Below are 15,483 nucleotides of genomic sequence, written 5' to 3'. Positions count from 1 at the left end.
AGTCGCCGACCAGGGTTGTCAAGGCACGCTTTCCCGCCTTGACAACCCTGCTCGGCGACTGAAACACAATCAGGCATCGGGGGCGGGGGTGGTCGGAAGGTGACCTTCCGGCGCCGTGAGGCGCTTTTCCCGCCCGCAGGGCGGGCTCTTCGCCGTGTCAAGCGGCGTTTTAAAGATCAAAAGAGTCCTCGCCGGACGGGCAGGCTCCGGGATGACCAGGGGTTGGGTGCCTCGTCCCACCTCGTGCAGTGGGTCGCTGGGTGGTCATCCCGTCGCCTTCCGGTTTGTGCATATCACCTTGAGCCAGGGCCGCAAGGTTGGCATGTTCGGCCGCCGGTTGGCGGCCGGGGTTGCGGCCCTGGCTCAAGGTGATCGTTGCGTGTCAGGCGACGGGATGACCACCCAGCTCGGGTTTTGGTTCAAAGATCAACTGCTGCGCAGTGCGCGTCGCAGTAGTTTGCCCGACACGGTTTTCGGCAGTTCCTCCAGGAACTCCACCTGGCGTGGGTACTTGTACGCCGCCATGCGTTCCCTGCAAAACGAAATCAATTCCTCCGCCGTGACCGCAAACCCGGGCCGCAGGCTGACGAACGCCTTGACCGTCTCGCCCCGGTACTCGTCCGGGACGCCGACCACCGCGGCTTCCCGCACGGCTTCGTGTTCGTACAGCACGTCTTCGACCTCGCGCGGCCACACCTTGTACCCGCCCGCGTTGATCTGGTCCTTCTTCCGGTCCACCACGTAGAACCAGCCCTGTGCGTCCATGTACCCGACGTCGCCGGTGTGCAGGCGTCCGCCGGGAAGCGCCTTCTCCGTCTCCGCCGGCTTCTCCCAGTACCCGGCCACCACCTGCGGCCCGGACGTCACCAGCTCGCCCACCTCGCCTGCGGGCAGCTCCCGGCCGTCCTCGTCGACGACCCGCACCACCGTGTCGTACACCGGCACCCCGACCGACAACGCGCCGGAAGCGGGGTCCACCGGCGCTTCCACCCCGAACGGGACCGCGTGCGACGGCGATGTCGTCTCCGTCAGCCCGTAGCAGTTGTGGATGTAGGCGCCGAACATCGCCTGGAAGGCCTTCACCGTGCTCGGCGGGATCGGCGCCCCGCCCGAGTAGATCTTCCGCAGCGAAGCCAGCGCTTCCCGATCGACGTCGGGCACGTTCATCAACGCGATGAACACCGTGATCGACCCGACGGTGAACGTCGCCCGCTCCGCGCGCACCGTCTCCACCGTGCGCGCCGCGTCGAAGCGGTGCATCAACACCAGCGGTGCGCCGACCAGCAGGGCCACCGCGATGTGCCCGATCAGCCCGGTGATGTGGAACAGCGGCGCCACCCCGAGGATCACGTCGTCCGCGCCCAACCCCACCCAGTCCCGGTAGGTCTGGGCGTTGAAGACGACGTTGCGGTGCGTCGTCATGGCGCCCTTCGGCGGGCCCGTCGTGCCCGAGGTGTACGTCAGGAACGCGATGTCGTCCGGTCCGAGCGTCACCGGCGGCGGCGTCACGCCCCGGAACCGCGCCAGCATCCCCGCCAGGTCAACGGTTCCCGGGCACTCCACCGGCGAACCGGGCTCCGCGCGGTACTCCAGTTCGGACGTCGTCAGCACCGTCCGCACCGCGGTCCCCGGCACCACCTCCGCCGCCACCTCGTGCCACAGCGACTGCAACGTCACCAGCACCGTCGCGCCCGAATCGGCCAGCAGCTGCCCCAGTTCGCGTCCGCGGTTCATCGGGTTGACCGACACCGCGATGCCGCCCGCCTTCCACGTGCCGACCTGTGCGATCACGAACTGTGGCACGTTCTGCGCGTAGATCGCGACCCGCTCGCCGGGACGGAACCCGGCGTCGGTGATGCCCGCGGCGAACGCATCGGTCAGCTCGTCCAGCTCGCGCAGCGTGATGCGGCCGCCGAAGTACCGCAGGATGTCCGCGTCCGGATCCAGCGCCACGGACGCCCGGAACATGGCCAGCGCGCTCTCGTGCTCGACGGTGATCCCCGCCGGCTGCCCCGGCGCGTACCGCGCCAGCCACGGCCTGTCGTCGTAGACGCTCATCACCGGCGATGATCCGCCGCGGCCGGTGCGGGCGTCAACAGGTCAGCGGTGGCGCCGTCCGTCCCGGTCGTAGTGGCGGTCGCGGTCGTGCCCGTCGTCGTAGTCGTACTCGTAGTGGCGCTCGTAGTCGCGCCAGTCCGGGATTTCGTAGTGCGGCACGGAGTACTGGGGCACCGAGTACCGCGGCTGCGGCGCCTGCTGCCGGGTCTGCTTCGGAGCCGCCTGCTGCGTCGTCTTCTTCGTCGCCGGCGCGGTGGCCTTCGGCGTCGACGTCTGCGGCGCGGCCTGCTTCGTCGCGGCGATCGGCAGGATGCCGGTGAACTGGCCCGCGGGCGGCACGGCGTCATCGGCGTCGTCCTGCCCGGCCACGGTCGGCTCCTGCGGCGCGGCGTGCCCGCCTGCCAGGCTGACCGGCTCGGCCGTCCCACCCGGCCCGGCGATCCACCCGCCGACCAGCATCGCGCCGGCCAGCGTCAGCCCGGCGCTCGCGGTCGCCAGGATCAGCGGCCGGTTGCGCCGCTCCTTGGCGGGCTGCGCGTCAGCGCCCTCGTCGACCGGCACGATCAGCGGCTCGGCCGGCTCGGCGTCCGGGATGCACGCCTCGAACACGATCGTCTGCGCCGCCTTGACCTCAGCGACGACCTCCGCGGCAGGCGGGACCGGGGCGGCAGGAGGAGCCGGGGCGACGGGCGTGGTCGCGAGCGCGGCGGGCGTCTGCTCACCGGTCATCGAGCCGGGCGCCGTGGTCCGGCCGGCGCCGCCTTCGTCGGAGCCGCGCAGCGTGGCGCCGACCGTGCCTGCCGAACCGAACGAACCGGTCCCGAACACCCGCATCCCGGCGGTGCTCGCCACCGGCGGGCGCTCCAGGCGGCGCGGGGACTTCGAGTCGAGCACGGAGATGGCGGCGACCATGGTCGGCATCGTCATCTCGGCGGGAGAAGGCGCGGGGACACGGCTGTGACGCCGGCGAACCGGGCGATCACTGCGCGCGAGCAGTTCGGCGACCGTCGTCGCCCCGCTTCCGGTTCCCAGGCTGTGGGCACCTGTCGTCACAGGGCGTACCTTTCTCGTCACTCGTCCAGGTCGTTCCGCGTCGAGCCGTCGCGCTTTCTATCGGCCCGGGGGCCAAGATCGGTACCCCGGTGTGACACAGGTCGCTTCAGCGCGCGAGAACAACCCACCCAGGGGTGAAAGGGCATCACACACCGGCGTCGCGCGCAAGCCCGGCCCCTTGCGGATCTCTGTGGCAGTGTGGGCCCGTGGGCGCGCGCATCCGATCCCGGCTGACCGACTGGACCGTCCTCGCCCCGCTGGTCGCCGTCGTCGCGCTGGTGCTGAGCTGGGGCCGCGAACTCCCGTTGCCGCTCGTCATCGTGGTCGCGCTGTGCCTGGCGGCGGCCGTGCTCGCCGCGGTCCACCACGCGGAGGTCGTGGCTCACCGGATCGGGGAACCGTTCGGGTCGCTCGTGCTGGCCGTCGCCGTCACGGTGATCGAAGTCGCCTTGATTGTCACTCTGATGGCTGACGGTGGGGCGAAGAGCGCCACGCTGGCACGCGACACCGTGTTCGCCGCCGTGATGATCACCTGCAACGGCATCCTCGGCGTGTCCCTGTTGGTCGGCGCGCTGCGGCACCGGGTCGCCGTGTTCAACGCGGAGGGCGCAGGCGCGGCGCTCGCGACCGTCGCGACGCTGGCCACGCTGAGCCTGGTCCTGCCGACCTTCACCACCAGCCGCCCCGGCCCGGAGTTCTCCCCGGCCCAGCTGGCGTTCGCGGGCGTGGCGTCGCTCGTGCTGTACGGCCTGTTCGTCGCGATGCAGACCTACCGGCACCGCGATTACTTCCTGCCGGTCAAGCAGGGCGCCGACGAACACGCCGAGCCGCCCAGTTCCGGCGCCGCCTGGTTCAGCCTGGCGTTCCTGCTGGTCGCGCTGGTGGCTGTGGTCGGCGACGCGAAGGTGGTGTCCCCGGCGATCGAGGCCGGGGTGGACAACGCCGGCCTCCCGCACGCGGTGGTCGGCGTGGTGATCGCCCTGCTGGTGCTGCTCCCGGAGACCCTCGCCGCGGTGCGGGCCGCCCTGCGCGACCGCATCCAGACCAGCCTCAACCTGGCGCTCGGCTCGGCGATGGCGAGCATCGGCCTCACCATCCCGGCGATCGCGCTCGCTTCGATCTGGCTGCCCGGCACGCTGGTGCTCGGCCTCGGCAGCACCCACCTGGTGCTGCTCGCGCTCACCGTGGTGACCGGCGTGCTGACCGTCGTGCCCGGCCGCGCCACACCCCTGCAGGGCGGCGTCCACCTCGCCCTGCTCGCGAGCTTCATCTTCCTGGCCGTCAACCCTTGACCGGAGCGCCGGGGGCCGCCGGGCGGTCGGCACTGGCCGCCGCCAGCTCGGTGCGGTTCGTGACGCCGAGCTTGGCGTAGATGTGCGACAGGTGCGTCTTGACCGTGCTGCGGCTCATGAACAGCCGGGTCGCGATCTGCGGGTTGTTCAGCCCCTGCACGGCCAGGCGCACCACGCTCTCCTCGGTGGGCGTCAGGCTGGCCCAGCCGCTCGCCGGGCGGCCGCGCTTCCCCCGCGCGCGACGGGCGTAGTCGATGGCCTCGCGCAGCTCCATCGCGTTCCCGGCCACTGGCCCGTGCGGCAGGCCCATGTCCCGCTTCGCGCGTTCGCACGCCTGCCGCAGCGGCTCGTCGGCGAGTGCTTCCAGGCTGCTGACGCAGTTGAGCCACAGCCCGTGCCCCAGGCGGATGGCGAGTGCTTCGTGGTGCAGGTCCTCGGAATCTGACAGGAACGCGGACTGCTCCAGCGCGTCGGCGATCACCTTCGGCATCCCGGCCTGCCGGGCGGCGGTGAGGGCGCGCTCGCACACTTCCGCCGCCTCTTCCGGGTTCCCGCTGAGCCGCAGCGCCTCGGCGAGCCCGACGAGCGCGGCCGGGGTGCCGTCATGCCGGAACCAGTCGGCGGCCTCGGCCGGTTCACCGGACCACAGGTGCAGGCAGCCCTTCGCCCTGGCCAGGCCCGGCACGAACGGCGGTGACTTGGCGCCGTAGACCAGCCGGACCATCGGATCGAGCGCGGCCCGCGCCGCGTCGAGGTTCCCGGCGGTCCCCTCGACCAGTGCGAAGACGCTCGTCGCGGACCCGATGCGGTGGTAGTCCTCCAGCGGCCGCGCCATGCGCACGGCCTCGGCTGCGAGTTCCCTGGCCTGCGCCACCTGCCCGGTGTAGAGCGCGCTCGCCGCGTGGAACGACAACGCGGTCGACGCGACCCCGCGGTCCCGTCGGCTGGTCAGGCCGGAAACCGCGGTTTCCAGCAGCGGCACGGCGGTCGCGTGGTCGTCGCGGAGGTGGGCGATGATGCCCAGCAACGCGGTCGCGCCGTCGCGCACGAAGCCGTTTTCGTTCGCGCGGGCCTGTTCGGCGAGCTTGGCCGCGGTGTCGAAGTCCCTGGCCAGTTCGCCGAGCGCGCTGAGGAGCGTGGCCATTCCGTCGTCGGGGACGATCTCCAGCGCGGTCCGGGCGGCGTCGTTGTCCAGCCCGGTGGTGTCGGCGACGAGTGCGAGCCCGGTCAGCAGCCGGGCCTGCAGCTCGGTGCCGTCCGGGCCGCGGTCGATGGCCCGGCGCAGCAACGCGATGCCCTCGTGGCCGCGGCCGTTGAGGTGCCACAGCCATGCGAGCCCGGCGGCCAGCCTCCGTCCGCGGTCCGGGTCGTCCGCGGCGAGGCCGTGCTCGATGGCGGCGCGCAGGTTCTCCTGGTCCGGGCCCACCGCCGCGCGCCACGCGTCCTTGTCGGTGTCGAGCAGCGGCGCGGCTGCCTCGACGATCGCGCCGAACGTGTCCAGGTGCCGGTCGCGGACCTCGTCGGTTTCACCGGCGGCGGCCAGCTTGGCGAGGGCGTACTGGCGGATCGTCTCCAGCATCCGGTACCGCGTGGTGGGTCCGGTGGTGTCGGCGATGACGAGCGACTTGTCGACGAACCTGCCGAGGCCGGTGAGGACTTCCATCCGCGGCCCGCACACGCCTGCGGCCGCGTCGAGCGTGAAGCCGCCGGAGAAGACGCCGAGGCGGCGGAAGAGGACGCGGTCGGGTTCGTCGAGCAGGTCGTGGCTCCACGCCATGGAGGCCGCGAGCGTCTGGTGCCGGGCCGCCACGCCGCGTGGTCCGCGGACCAGGAGGGCGAACCGGTCGTCGAGGCCGTCGAGGATCTCGGCGACGGTGAGGGTGCCGGACCAGGCCGCGGCCAGCTCGATCGCGAGGGGGATCCCGTCCAGCCGGGCGCACAGCGTGGTGGTCGCGCCGGTGTCCGGGGCGCCGGAGCGGGCCATGAAGAGCGCGGCGGCGTCCGCGGCGTTGAGCGAGGGCACCCGCCAGACGCGCTCACCGGGCACCCCCAGCGGTTCCCGGCTGGTGGCGAGGACGGTCACGTTGGGGCAGGTGGTGATCAGTTCGAGGGCGGCGTCCGCGGCGGCGGCGAGGACGTGCTCGCAGTTGTCGAGGCAGAGCAGCATCCGGCGGTCGCCGATCTGGCGGGCCAGGGAGCCGTGGTCCGGGGTGAGCAGGGTGCCGGTGGCCGCGGCGAGGAGTTCCGGCACGACGGTCGGGTCGTTGGTGGTGGTGAGGTCGGCCCAGCGCACGTCGTCGTGGGTACCGGCCACCTGGAGGGCCAGGCGCGTCTTGCCGCACCCGCCCGGCCCGGCGACGGTGACCAGGCGGTTGGCGGCGAGCTCCGCGGCGAGCGCCCGCAGCTCTTCGGAGCGCCCGATGAAGGGGGTGAGCTGCGGGGGCGGGGTGGCTGACATCGCGGATCAGTGTGCCACCCCGGATGGTGGCCAGGTGGCCGATATTTCCGGCTCGTTCGACCGGCAGGGTCATGGGTGTCCGGTTCACGAGACGGAGGAGAACGAAGATGAGCAAGGTCATCGCCAACATGTCCATGTCCCTCGACGGTTTCATCGCCGACCCCGGCGATGGCATCGACCTGCTGTTCGGCTGGATGGGCAACGGCGAGGTGGAGGTCCCGACGGCCGTGGAGTGGGCGACGTTCCGCATGTCGCCGGCGAGCGCGGACTACATGAAGGCGGCGATGGCGCGGGTCGGAGCCCTCATCGCGGGCCGCCACCTGTACGACATCACCCACGGCTGGGGAGGCAAGCACCCCATGGGGGTCCCGGTGGTGGTGGTCTCGCACTCGACGCCGGCGGAGGTCCCGGAGGGCTTCACGTTCGTGTCCAGCGTCGAGGAGGCGGTGCGGGTGGCGTCCGACCTGGCGGGTTCGAAGGATGTGGTGATCGCGAGCGCGAAGATCGCGCAGCAGGCCCTGGACGCGGGCCTGCTGGATGCCATCAACGTGGACCAGGTGCCGGTGCTGCTGGGCGAGGGGGTCCGCTGGTTTGAGAACCTGGCAAAGGTCCCGGTGCGCCTGAGCAACCCCACGGTGGTGGAGGGCAACGGGGTGACGCACCTGGCGTACGAGGTGGTGCGTTAGGTGGTCGACACAGATCTCCGCAGGGCTCGGATGATCCCGATGCAGCCGCCCACTGCGAATGCGCTGATCGCCAGTGGCCAGAAGGTCAGGTCCACGGCCAGAACCGAACCCACACCGGCGAGGAAGCTGCCGACTCCCGCGCTGCTGAAGGTCTTGTTCCGAGGGAGTACGGCGAACTCGGTCAGCCCGACGAACACCGCTGCGACGGCCATCAGTACCACCCCGGCCACGACGTAGCCCGTCGTGCCGAGTGGGCTCCTGGTGGTGTCGCCCGCCACGAGATCGTGCACGACGGCGACGACGAAGAACGCCATCAGCGGACCGTAGGCGAGGTGGAGGCCGAACGTCAGGGCCGCGCGCAGCCCCTTGTGTGGGGCCCCCGCTTGAGATGGTTGTGGCTGGGGACGAGCCGGGGCGGGGTGGATCTGGCCAGGGTGGACACGCCCGGCGGCGATTTCACCGAGGAGCTGTTGGTACGCCTGTGCCCGCTCCGCGGGCTGCGCGCTCTTGGCCGATCGGGCGATGTCCTCGAACGCCACCGGACCGGTGTTCGGTGGCGCCGGGGCGAGTGGCTGGGTGGGCGTTCGCGTGCCTGGTTGCGCCGCGGACGGTTTTTGCGGCCTCACCGCTTGGTTGCGGACCAGCCCGAGTTCGTCGAGCGACAGGTGTGAGAGTGCTTGTGGCTCCGGGAGCCCCTGAGCCTTCGCCGCCCGGCGGACGTGCCGGTGTAGGGCCGTGATGTTGAGCAGTTCGGGGGCGTCGGGGATGCCGTTCCGGAGCGCGTAGAGCAACCGCAGCGTGTAGGCGGGGTAGCGCTCGCCGTCCAGGACGGTCGAGGACCGGTTGGGTGGCGCCGAGGTCAGGATCGCCGCGCCCTCGATGTCCACCTCGGCGACCAGGTCGGTCGCGGCGGACATCCGCTGCGCGAGCGCCCGGCCGGAGTAGCAGCAGTCGAGGATCACGATCTTCGAGCTAGCGTCACTGTCGCGGACGAGATCGGCGACGACACGGTACTCCATGCCGGTGAACCGAACTTCCTCGGAGCGGGTGTCGGCGAAGGTCAGGTACAGCTCGTTCAGGTAGACACCGTGCCCGGCGAAGTAGACCAGAAGGAGGTCGTCCGCTTCCCCGGCGGCGGTGGCGAGCGCCCGCCCGATCTCCTCGCGGCCGGCGTTTTCCGGCACGAGCAACGAGTGTCGCGGTGCGAGTGAACCGTACCGTTCGTCCGTGAGCACGTCGCGCAGTTCCGCCGCGCCCGCGTGCACCCCGCGCAGCTGGGGCAGGTGGCGGTAACCGCCGACGCCGATGAACACCGCCCGGGATCGGTGCGGATCTGGCAGCCGCATCGGTCAGTCCTGGTTCAGCAACTTCGGCAGGAGGTCGTCGAGATCCTTCGCGTGCTGGGACGAGACCTCGATCGACTGCCCGTCCGGCTTGGTGATCTTCAACGTGACGGCGTGCTTGCGCGGCCGGCTCAGCCAGGACTTGAGACTCTCGGCGAGCACCGTGACGAACCCGCCGGCCCCCGCCAGGGCGATGACCAGTTCGGTCACCTCGCCCATGTGACCGGGTGGTGGCGGCGAGGTGACCCGCTTGACGTGCTTGCGCAGCTCGGGTTCGTCCCGCAACCACTCACGGAGAACCTCGATGTCGCCCACCGGGTCGTCCCCGTCAACCGACAACCCCAGAGATTCCGGCACCGGCGCTCCCTTCGATTCAAGATCACGAATTCTAGTGGAGCAAGACGCCCGCCGGGCCGCGATTGCCGGGTTTCGTGCCAGCTCGACGGAGTCGTCCGCGCCGCCGGTTCCCCTAGTCGCGGGCCCAGTTCGGCCAGCTAGAGAATCCGCGAAGGCCGCGCCGTGGTTGGTGACCATCGCATCCCGGCTTAGTGCTAGTGTGAGCTAACCGCCTTTACTCTCTCCAGCAGCGCTTCCTGGCTTCGCCTGCTTCGTACGTCATCTTTCCGCAGGCTCCGCCCCTCATCGAGCACATCTCGGAATTCTGCGGACGCAACCTCTGCGGCAGAAGTGATGGCATTTTCTATGTCCTCGGAAAGCTTCTCGGATATGCGAAAATTGAGCTTTTTTGGATTTTCGAGCTTCTTGGCCGCAGCGTCAGCATCGCCAGCCTCAAAGATGGGGATGAGGCCGGGATTAACCAGCGCCGACACCATCATGGCAATGTGATACTTGGCCGCCTTTAGTGTCGCGGATTCCGGCGTTCTCGCGAAATATCTATCAATGCGATAGATGATCCAGGCCGCGTAGTAATAAGTTTCGACAGGGTAATTGCCCCACACGAAGGAACCTTCTACTTCGAGATCTTTAGGTGATCCAATCGCGCGAGAAGACTCGCCGAAAAGGGTTGCGGCCACAGCGCGGTTCAACTCCGGCGTCGCGACTACGCGGGTACGGGCAAATTCAAGCGCTGCTCCACGGTTCTGGCGCTCGTAGCGCAAGCCGTCTGCGCCGGACTGTGCGAAGTATTCCTCAACGTTTTTTGCTATTTGTGAGCTGGCCTGGATGTCTGTAGATCCAATCGCAGTCTGCAGATTGGTTGCGATAGAGACACTTGTCCGAACGTCACGGTCGTTAGAACTTACGATCTTAACAGGTATCCACAGATTGGCCAATAATTGAGGGTCATTTTTCACCTGGTCGGTTTCCGACCAGCGGATGAGCTGATGGCTCGTTTGTCCGCCATTGACGATTTGATACCCCGAAATGAAGAATCGGTCGCCGTTTCCTCGGAGGCCAGTCGCAATGATCGTCAATCCATTATTCAAAAAAGGGAAATGCTCGCGTTCGGCCGACTGTAACGTTCCCATAATCCGGCTGTTCACCGTATTGTCGGGACCGAGGTCCAGGCGCACGTTGTCGTCGAATATTCCGGCGCGAACCTCGCCGAAATTATCTTTCAGCAGCTTCATAATTTCGGCTGCGGATACAAGGCCGATGTAAGCCTCGCTCACTCTCTCTGTCGCTGGGATCGTCTGTCGCTTCTCGAAGTTGAATTGGACGTTCTGAGGCCCGTGACGTTCCTTTTGCTTGTCGGCGAGCTCTTCGTGACCGTGAGTGCGAAGTCTGAGGCTCTCCGAGTAAACCCCAAGTTCGCGTATGCGCGCAATCGCTTCTGTAACTTGAAGCTGAGACTGGGCACTCTGTCCACCATTGGAACTAGTCGTAACATAGTAAAGCTCACACGGAATGCGACTGTCCTGGAATTTGTCACCATTCTCCGCAATACGGTCGATGAGGATCGCCAGGTCGACCAGCCTTGGCGGGAGTGGCACCGAGTTGGCCTTAATCGCATACTTTGTAACTGCCTCAACGCCGTGAAGGAACTTGGCAATGAGCTTCGAGTCGTACGACTCGCTTGTCTTGGCCTGGATAAAGATCACCTTTGAAGAATTTGCACCCTGTCCCGCAATTAGATCATCAATCTCCTCTGGCTCGAAAACAATTCGGTTGTTGACGATTACTGCCGCAATGTCGATGCCTTCGTCTTCGCCGCCGCCGAGGACCGTTCTTTCAATCGATTCCACGTCGTCGCGAACGTACTGGAATAGATAGTTCGCTGCGACGTATCGTTCGAACTTGTCAGCGTCGGTTCCTTCGAAACCAAAGTCGCGGCCGAATTTCGCAACACGCTTGCCTGTAAGGGTGTGCATCAAACCTCCTCGTGATCCCCCGCGGCGAGTGACACCCTCGTCGTTCGCCTGACACCGGCTATTTCCCAGGTGAGAGTGCAACGGGTGACGGCAGTGACAGTGACAGGAGGTTACCGGTTGTGGATCTTCGCGTCGATAGCCGCTCATCGTGCCGTTGACGTTTGGGTGGCGTTGGAAAATTGCTGGATAACGAGGAGAATTGGTGACCTTTCGTCATCTCGTCGGCCCGACGCAGGGCGATAGCTCGCCAGGAGCTCGCCAAGATGCGTTCGTCGCACACGGACGCAACCGCCGCTTTCCCCCGCTATCTCGGAGATATGTCTGTTCGGCGAGGGCCTTCTTTATCTTTGTGGGCTGCGACCCTCGGTGTAGCTGTCGGTCGCTCGTGTAGGTCAGGCCCTGCTCCTGCCGGCCGATAGCGGCGCGTCCCGCAGGGGTGCCTTGTTCCCCTGATGAGAAGCCGACAAGCGAGGGTTAAGCATGGGCAAAACAGCACAAAGCCCCTGGTCAACGGAACTACCAGGGGTTTTGTGCCCCCGGCAGGGCTACATGCAGACGGTCCCGCACCTGACCAGCGGTTTTCCAGCGGAATGCTGGTGATCGAAGGCAGCTTTCAGGTCGACAACCCTGGTGGTGACGCCTGATGTGCACTCCCGACTGCACGTCCGTGCCGCAGACACCGACCGAGCACTCGGTCATCGTTCGAACCATCACTATGATCATGGGAACGGTAGTTGGACTGACGTTCCTGTTCGGCTTCGGCAACGTTCTCAACCTCGCCCTTCGTCTGGGCGTGCCGGTCTGGGTTGCGCCGCTTGTCGCGCCCGCAGTCGATCTTTCGATCCTCGGGCTGCTGCTCGGCACACGGCACCTGGCGCTCGCCGGAGCGTCCCGGGAGGTCCTGCGGCCTGCTCGTCGGCTGCTGATGTTCGCGAGTGTGGTCACGCTCGCGTTGAACGTCGCGGATCCGCTCGTCGCGGGCGAGTACGGAAAGGCTGCGTTCGATGCCGTGGGGCCGCTCCTCTTGATCGGCTGGGCCGAGGTGGGCCCTGGCTTTCTGCAGGCCATTGGTGCAAGCAGTCTGGTGGCGGCCGGCCACGATCCGGTCCGAGCCGAGCAGCCAGATGTGCATGCGCCGGAGAGGCCGGAAGTCAGCTCTGAGCGTCGCGCTGTCGACCGAGACGAGGTCAGCGTGCGGCAGAGCTCTCGATCGACGCCGCGGAAGCGTTCGCTGGAGGAGCTCCTGCAGCAAGCGCGACGAGAAGACGCGGCCCACCGCGCGGCCCACCAGAGGCCAATTTCGGCCGACACGCTCCGTGCCCGACTGAGCATCGGCGCTAAGCAAGCGCGATCGCTGGTCAAGGTGGTTCGGTCGGAGGTCCAGCTACGGACGCAGAGCGAACAGCTTCAGGGCGATGGCCTGCGGGAAACACGGCACAGACGTATCCGCAGCAGCCTGACGGAGAACATCAGGGCTGATCAGTTTCGGTAACGGCAGTCGGCCCAGGTACGCCCCACCGGCTTGCCGTCCGGTTGGGCAGTTCAGCGAAGCTGCAGGCCCGGATGCACGTCGCTCGGCCGCGGGCGGCGCTACTAAAGTCACCCGGTCGCATTTTCCGCGTTCGATCCGCGGCACGACAGCGGGCGGGAAATGACCCGCGAGCCATACGAGGATCGTTGCGATCAACTTGCCGAGCGCGCCCGCGACGCTCCACCCACGATCCGTTTTGGCGGCCCACTACTCGGCGACGCGGTGACCGGGTGGGCCTGCTGGAGACGCCCGGCAGAGCGGCCTAGAGGGGCATCTTGTAGCCAGACCTTTGCGGTTGACCGTTGACCGGAGCTCTTCGCGACTCCACCCCCGGCTGTCGCCGTTGCCAAACGAAGGCTCGACGACGGCCCCGCCCACGAAGGCGCGCTTCATGCCTCCGGTGGGTTGGCGTCGCCAGCTTGTGCAGAGCGTGGCCGAGGATGCTCGGTGAGCCATCTCCGCTCGATCCCGATCCGCGGCGCCAAGGCCGGGTACTGAAACATGAACTCGGGGTTGCTGGTGGAATCGTCAGGGCGCCACGGGGTTTTCAACCGAGGCCCCTCGAACCGCCATTGTTCGACGGGATCGTGCTCCTGGTGACAAAACACCCGCTCGTCGGCTGCCGCGTACAGCACCTCGTTGAGGGCAATGCCGATGGCGCCATCGAACTTGACCAAGTGGTCGACCCGTTTTCGGGGATCTTCATCGCATGCGTGGGCATCGGGGAGGAACAGGAACCGGTGGGGGTCGAGGGGGAGGATGATGCTCCAGTACGACGCAGCGAGCAGCTGGTTCTCGTCGTCGTGGCCGTTGAGAATCACCACGGGGACGTCGCTCGTCATCAAGCAGACGTCGCTGAATCCCAGTCCCCACGGCCGCTGGTAGATGATGGCGCTGAGTGTGGCGAGCTGGTCGGTGATGAACTGAACGTGCACGTCTCGGCCGGCCAAGGACTTGATTCGGCCGGGTATCTCCATCTCGGTCGCCGTGTTGTTGCTCGTGAGGTGTTCGAGCCGGCGGCGTTGACGCGTCGTCCGGACAATCTGCGCTGCCACCCACCAGGCCATCCAGAACCGAAGTTCCTCCGGAAGCGGCCATGACAGAGGAAGCGCGCTGCGCGGATCTTCCAGCATCGCGTCGAAGGCCGGGGTGGCTTCCTTTTCGATCAAGCACAGCAACTTCTCGACCTTCGGGCCGTAGAAGTCAGTCACCGCTGCGATCTTGGCGACGTTCGGCTCGAACGTGCGATCCAAGGTGTCGACCCGCCGTGCCCGCACGAACCACTGCTTGCTTCCCGGCTTGCGCGTCCAGCCAAAGCGCCGGAGATACATCCTCGGCACCGTGTGGTCGTTGGTCATTCAGCAATCCCCAGGAGGTTGGCCAGGCCCGTCAGGCGATGTTGTTGCGGCGTTCGAGGAGGACGGTGTCGTGCCAGGTGCCGTCGCGCTGGGCGATGCGTTCGCGGATGCCGATGGTGCGGTAGCCGGCGGAGTGGTGCAGGGCGAGGCTGGCGCGGTTCTCGGTGAAGATGGAGGTTTGCAGGGTCCAGTAGCCGGCCTCGTCGAGGGCGATGACCTGCTGGCGGATGAGGGCCTTGCCGATGCCGCGGCCGCGGTAGCCGTCCGCGACGTAGATCGAGGTTTCGGCGACGCCGGAGTAGCACTCGCGGGTGGAGACCGGGGTGGCGGCGGCCCAGCCGACCACGGTGCCGTCGATCTCGGCGACCCACCGCTGCCCGTCGATCCACTTCGCGTCGAGGGTGGCACGACTGGGGACGGCGGTCTCGAACGTCGCGACGCCGGTGGCCATGCCTTCGCCGTAGATGCGGCGGACCGCGGACCAGTCCTCGTCACGCAGGGCTCGCACGGTGACGTCCGCGGGCACATCTTCCGGGCAGCACGGACGCGGCGCGAGCAGCCCCATGACCGCGTCAGCGGCCTGCGGAAGGCCGGCGCAGCAGGCCGCATTCACCGTGACGATGGTGGCAGTGCCTTCTTTACGGACCTGCACGAACCCGACGTCGGCGAGCTTGCGCACGTGGTGGGAGCAGGTGGACTGGCTGATCCCGAGCAGCTCGGTCAAGGCGCCGACGGTAATCCCCCGGGGCGCGGTGGCCACGGCGTGCAGCAGCCGCACCCGCGTCGGTTCGGCCAGGCATGCGAACCAGTCGGCGTAGGTGGCGGCTTCACCGTCCGGCAGGACCTGGGCCTGGGGCACGACAGTCGTGGTCATGCCCACGAGTGTATCGACCCGAATCGATGGTTGCATCAATCGACACCGGTCGATAGAGTCTGCCGCAACGATGCTCAATCGAGCTGGATCGATGAAAGGAGCCGGGATGAGCGAGCTGCCCGTCGTCGTGGTGGGGGCCGGGCCGATCGGGCTCGCGGCCGCGTCCGAGATGCTGGAGCGGGGCCTGGAGCCACTGGTGCTGGAGCGCGGGCCGCAGGCGGGCGCGTCGGTGGCGCAGTGGAACCACGTGCGGTTGTTCTCGCAGTGGTCGGAGCTGGTGGACCCGGCGGCAGGCCGGCTCCTGGCGGCCACCGGCTGGGAGCACCCCGCCGCCAATGACTACCCGACGGGGCAGGAGTGGGTCGCGCGTTACCTGGCCCCGTTGGCCGCCGCGCTGGGCGACCGCGTCCGGTTCGGCGCGGAGGTGGTGGGCGTCGCGCGCCGGGGCCGGGACCGCGTGGTCGACCACGGGCGCGACACCGAGCCGCTGACGGTGCACG

At 67.8% G+C, this 15,483-nt stretch carries 12 protein-coding genes; 4 read left to right on the top strand and 8 right to left on the bottom strand.

Annotation, left to right across the window (positions count from 1 at the left end):
• Window positions 1-426: 426 nt before the first annotated feature.
• Both ABZ193_RS40095 and ABZ193_RS40090 read right to left on the bottom strand, forming a co-directional pair.
• A complete protein-coding gene (locus ABZ193_RS40095) occupies window positions 427-2,058 on the bottom strand; it encodes an AMP-binding protein (protein WP_354713952.1) in 1,632 nt (543 codons plus the stop codon).
• 42 nt (window positions 2,059-2,100) lie between these two features.
• Window positions 2,101-2,985 carry a hypothetical protein gene (locus tag ABZ193_RS40090; protein ID WP_354713950.1) on the bottom strand — a complete coding sequence of 295 codons (885 nt, stop codon included), beginning with the start codon at window positions 2,983-2,985 and terminating at the stop codon, window positions 2,101-2,103.
• A gap of 332 nt (window positions 2,986-3,317) precedes the next feature.
• Between ABZ193_RS40090 and ABZ193_RS40085 the strand changes: the two genes are divergently transcribed.
• Window positions 3,318-4,403, top strand: coding sequence for an ionic transporter y4hA (locus ABZ193_RS40085; protein WP_020421620.1), 1,086 nt, complete (start codon window positions 3,318-3,320; stop codon window positions 4,401-4,403).
• On the opposite strand, the gene ABZ193_RS40080 is transcribed toward ABZ193_RS40085, so the two are convergent.
• Window positions 4,393-6,861 carry a LuxR C-terminal-related transcriptional regulator gene (locus ABZ193_RS40080; RefSeq protein ID WP_354713948.1) on the bottom strand — a complete coding sequence of 823 codons (2,469 nt, stop codon included), beginning with the start codon at window positions 6,859-6,861 and terminating at the stop codon, window positions 4,393-4,395. The genes ABZ193_RS40085 and ABZ193_RS40080 overlap by 11 nt on opposite strands.
• Window positions 6,862-6,968: 107 nt before the next feature.
• On the opposite strand from ABZ193_RS40080, the gene ABZ193_RS40075 reads away from it, so the two are divergent.
• Window positions 6,969-7,547 carry a dihydrofolate reductase family protein gene (locus ABZ193_RS40075; protein ID WP_020421618.1) on the top strand — a complete coding sequence of 193 codons (579 nt, stop codon included), beginning with the start codon at window positions 6,969-6,971 and terminating at the stop codon, window positions 7,545-7,547.
• Here ABZ193_RS40075 and ABZ193_RS40070 read toward each other — a convergent pair.
• From ABZ193_RS40070 to ABZ193_RS40060, 3 genes are all read right to left on the bottom strand, one after another.
• Window positions 7,544-8,893, bottom strand: a complete 1,350-nt coding sequence (locus tag ABZ193_RS40070) for a caspase family protein (RefSeq protein WP_354713946.1) — start codon at window positions 8,891-8,893, stop codon at window positions 7,544-7,546. The two genes, ABZ193_RS40075 and ABZ193_RS40070, sit on opposite strands and share 4 nt — an antisense overlap.
• A 3-nt stretch (window positions 8,894-8,896) precedes the next feature.
• Window positions 8,897-9,247, bottom strand: a complete 351-nt coding sequence (locus tag ABZ193_RS40065; RefSeq protein ID WP_237339584.1) for a hypothetical protein — start codon at window positions 9,245-9,247, stop codon at window positions 8,897-8,899.
• A gap of 194 nt (window positions 9,248-9,441) precedes the next feature.
• Window positions 9,442-11,220, bottom strand: a complete 1,779-nt coding sequence (locus ABZ193_RS40060; protein WP_237339583.1) for an AIPR family protein — start codon at window positions 11,218-11,220, stop codon at window positions 9,442-9,444.
• Between the two features lie 715 nt (window positions 11,221-11,935).
• Here ABZ193_RS40060 and ABZ193_RS40055 point away from each other — a divergent pair.
• Window positions 11,936-12,712, top strand: coding sequence for a hypothetical protein (locus ABZ193_RS40055; RefSeq protein WP_354713954.1), 777 nt, complete (start codon window positions 11,936-11,938; stop codon window positions 12,710-12,712).
• 428 nt (window positions 12,713-13,140) lie between these two features.
• On the opposite strand, the gene ABZ193_RS40050 is transcribed toward ABZ193_RS40055, so the two are convergent.
• Together ABZ193_RS40050 and ABZ193_RS40045 are read right to left on the bottom strand one after the other, a co-directional pair.
• Window positions 13,141-14,109 (bottom strand): DUF4238 domain-containing protein, encoded by a 969-nt coding sequence (locus tag ABZ193_RS40050; RefSeq protein ID WP_354713944.1) that lies wholly within the window; start codon window positions 14,107-14,109, stop codon window positions 13,141-13,143.
• Between the two features lie 31 nt (window positions 14,110-14,140).
• Window positions 14,141-14,983: a metalloregulator ArsR/SmtB family transcription factor gene (locus ABZ193_RS40045; RefSeq protein ID WP_354713942.1), complete on the bottom strand. Its 843-nt coding sequence runs from the start codon at window positions 14,981-14,983 to the stop codon at window positions 14,141-14,143.
• Window positions 14,984-15,089: 106 nt separating this feature from the next.
• On the opposite strand from ABZ193_RS40045, the gene ABZ193_RS40040 reads away from it, so the two are divergent.
• Window positions 15,090-15,483: FAD-dependent oxidoreductase (locus tag ABZ193_RS40040; protein WP_354713940.1), on the top strand; the 394-nt coding region annotated here is incomplete at its 3' end.

Source organism: Amycolatopsis sp. NPDC006125 (genome assembly GCF_040614195.1).
Classification (GTDB): domain Bacteria; phylum Actinomycetota; class Actinomycetes; order Mycobacteriales; family Pseudonocardiaceae; genus Amycolatopsis_E; species Amycolatopsis_E tucumanensis.
The sequence above is the reverse complement of the archived record's forward strand: the minus strand, read 5'-3'. Positions and strand labels throughout refer to the sequence as shown.

Excerpts from the sequence above, each read along its gene's own strand:
- ABZ193_RS40055 (WP_354713954.1), top strand. The coding sequence starts at position 11,936 with ATGATCATGGGAACGGTAGTTGGACTGACGTTCCTGTTCGGCTTCGGC.
- ABZ193_RS40090 (WP_354713950.1), bottom strand. The coding sequence starts at position 2,985 with ATGACGATGCCGACCATGGTCGCCGCCATCTCCGTGCTCGACTCGAAG.
- ABZ193_RS40050 (WP_354713944.1), bottom strand. The coding sequence starts at position 14,109 with ATGACCAACGACCACACGGTGCCGAGGATGTATCTCCGGCGCTTTGGC.
- ABZ193_RS40080 (WP_354713948.1), bottom strand. The coding sequence starts at position 6,861 with ATGTCAGCCACCCCGCCCCCGCAGCTCACCCCCTTCATCGGGCGCTCC.
- ABZ193_RS40060 (WP_237339583.1), bottom strand. The coding sequence starts at position 11,220 with ATGCACACCCTTACAGGCAAGCGTGTTGCGAAATTCGGCCGCGACTTT.
- ABZ193_RS40075 (WP_020421618.1), top strand. The coding sequence starts at position 6,969 with ATGAGCAAGGTCATCGCCAACATGTCCATGTCCCTCGACGGTTTCATC.
- ABZ193_RS40045 (WP_354713942.1), bottom strand. The coding sequence starts at position 14,983 with ATGACCACGACTGTCGTGCCCCAGGCCCAGGTCCTGCCGGACGGTGAA.
- ABZ193_RS40095 (WP_354713952.1), bottom strand. The coding sequence starts at position 2,058 with ATGAGCGTCTACGACGACAGGCCGTGGCTGGCGCGGTACGCGCCGGGG.
- ABZ193_RS40070 (WP_354713946.1), bottom strand. The coding sequence starts at position 8,893 with ATGCGGCTGCCAGATCCGCACCGATCCCGGGCGGTGTTCATCGGCGTC.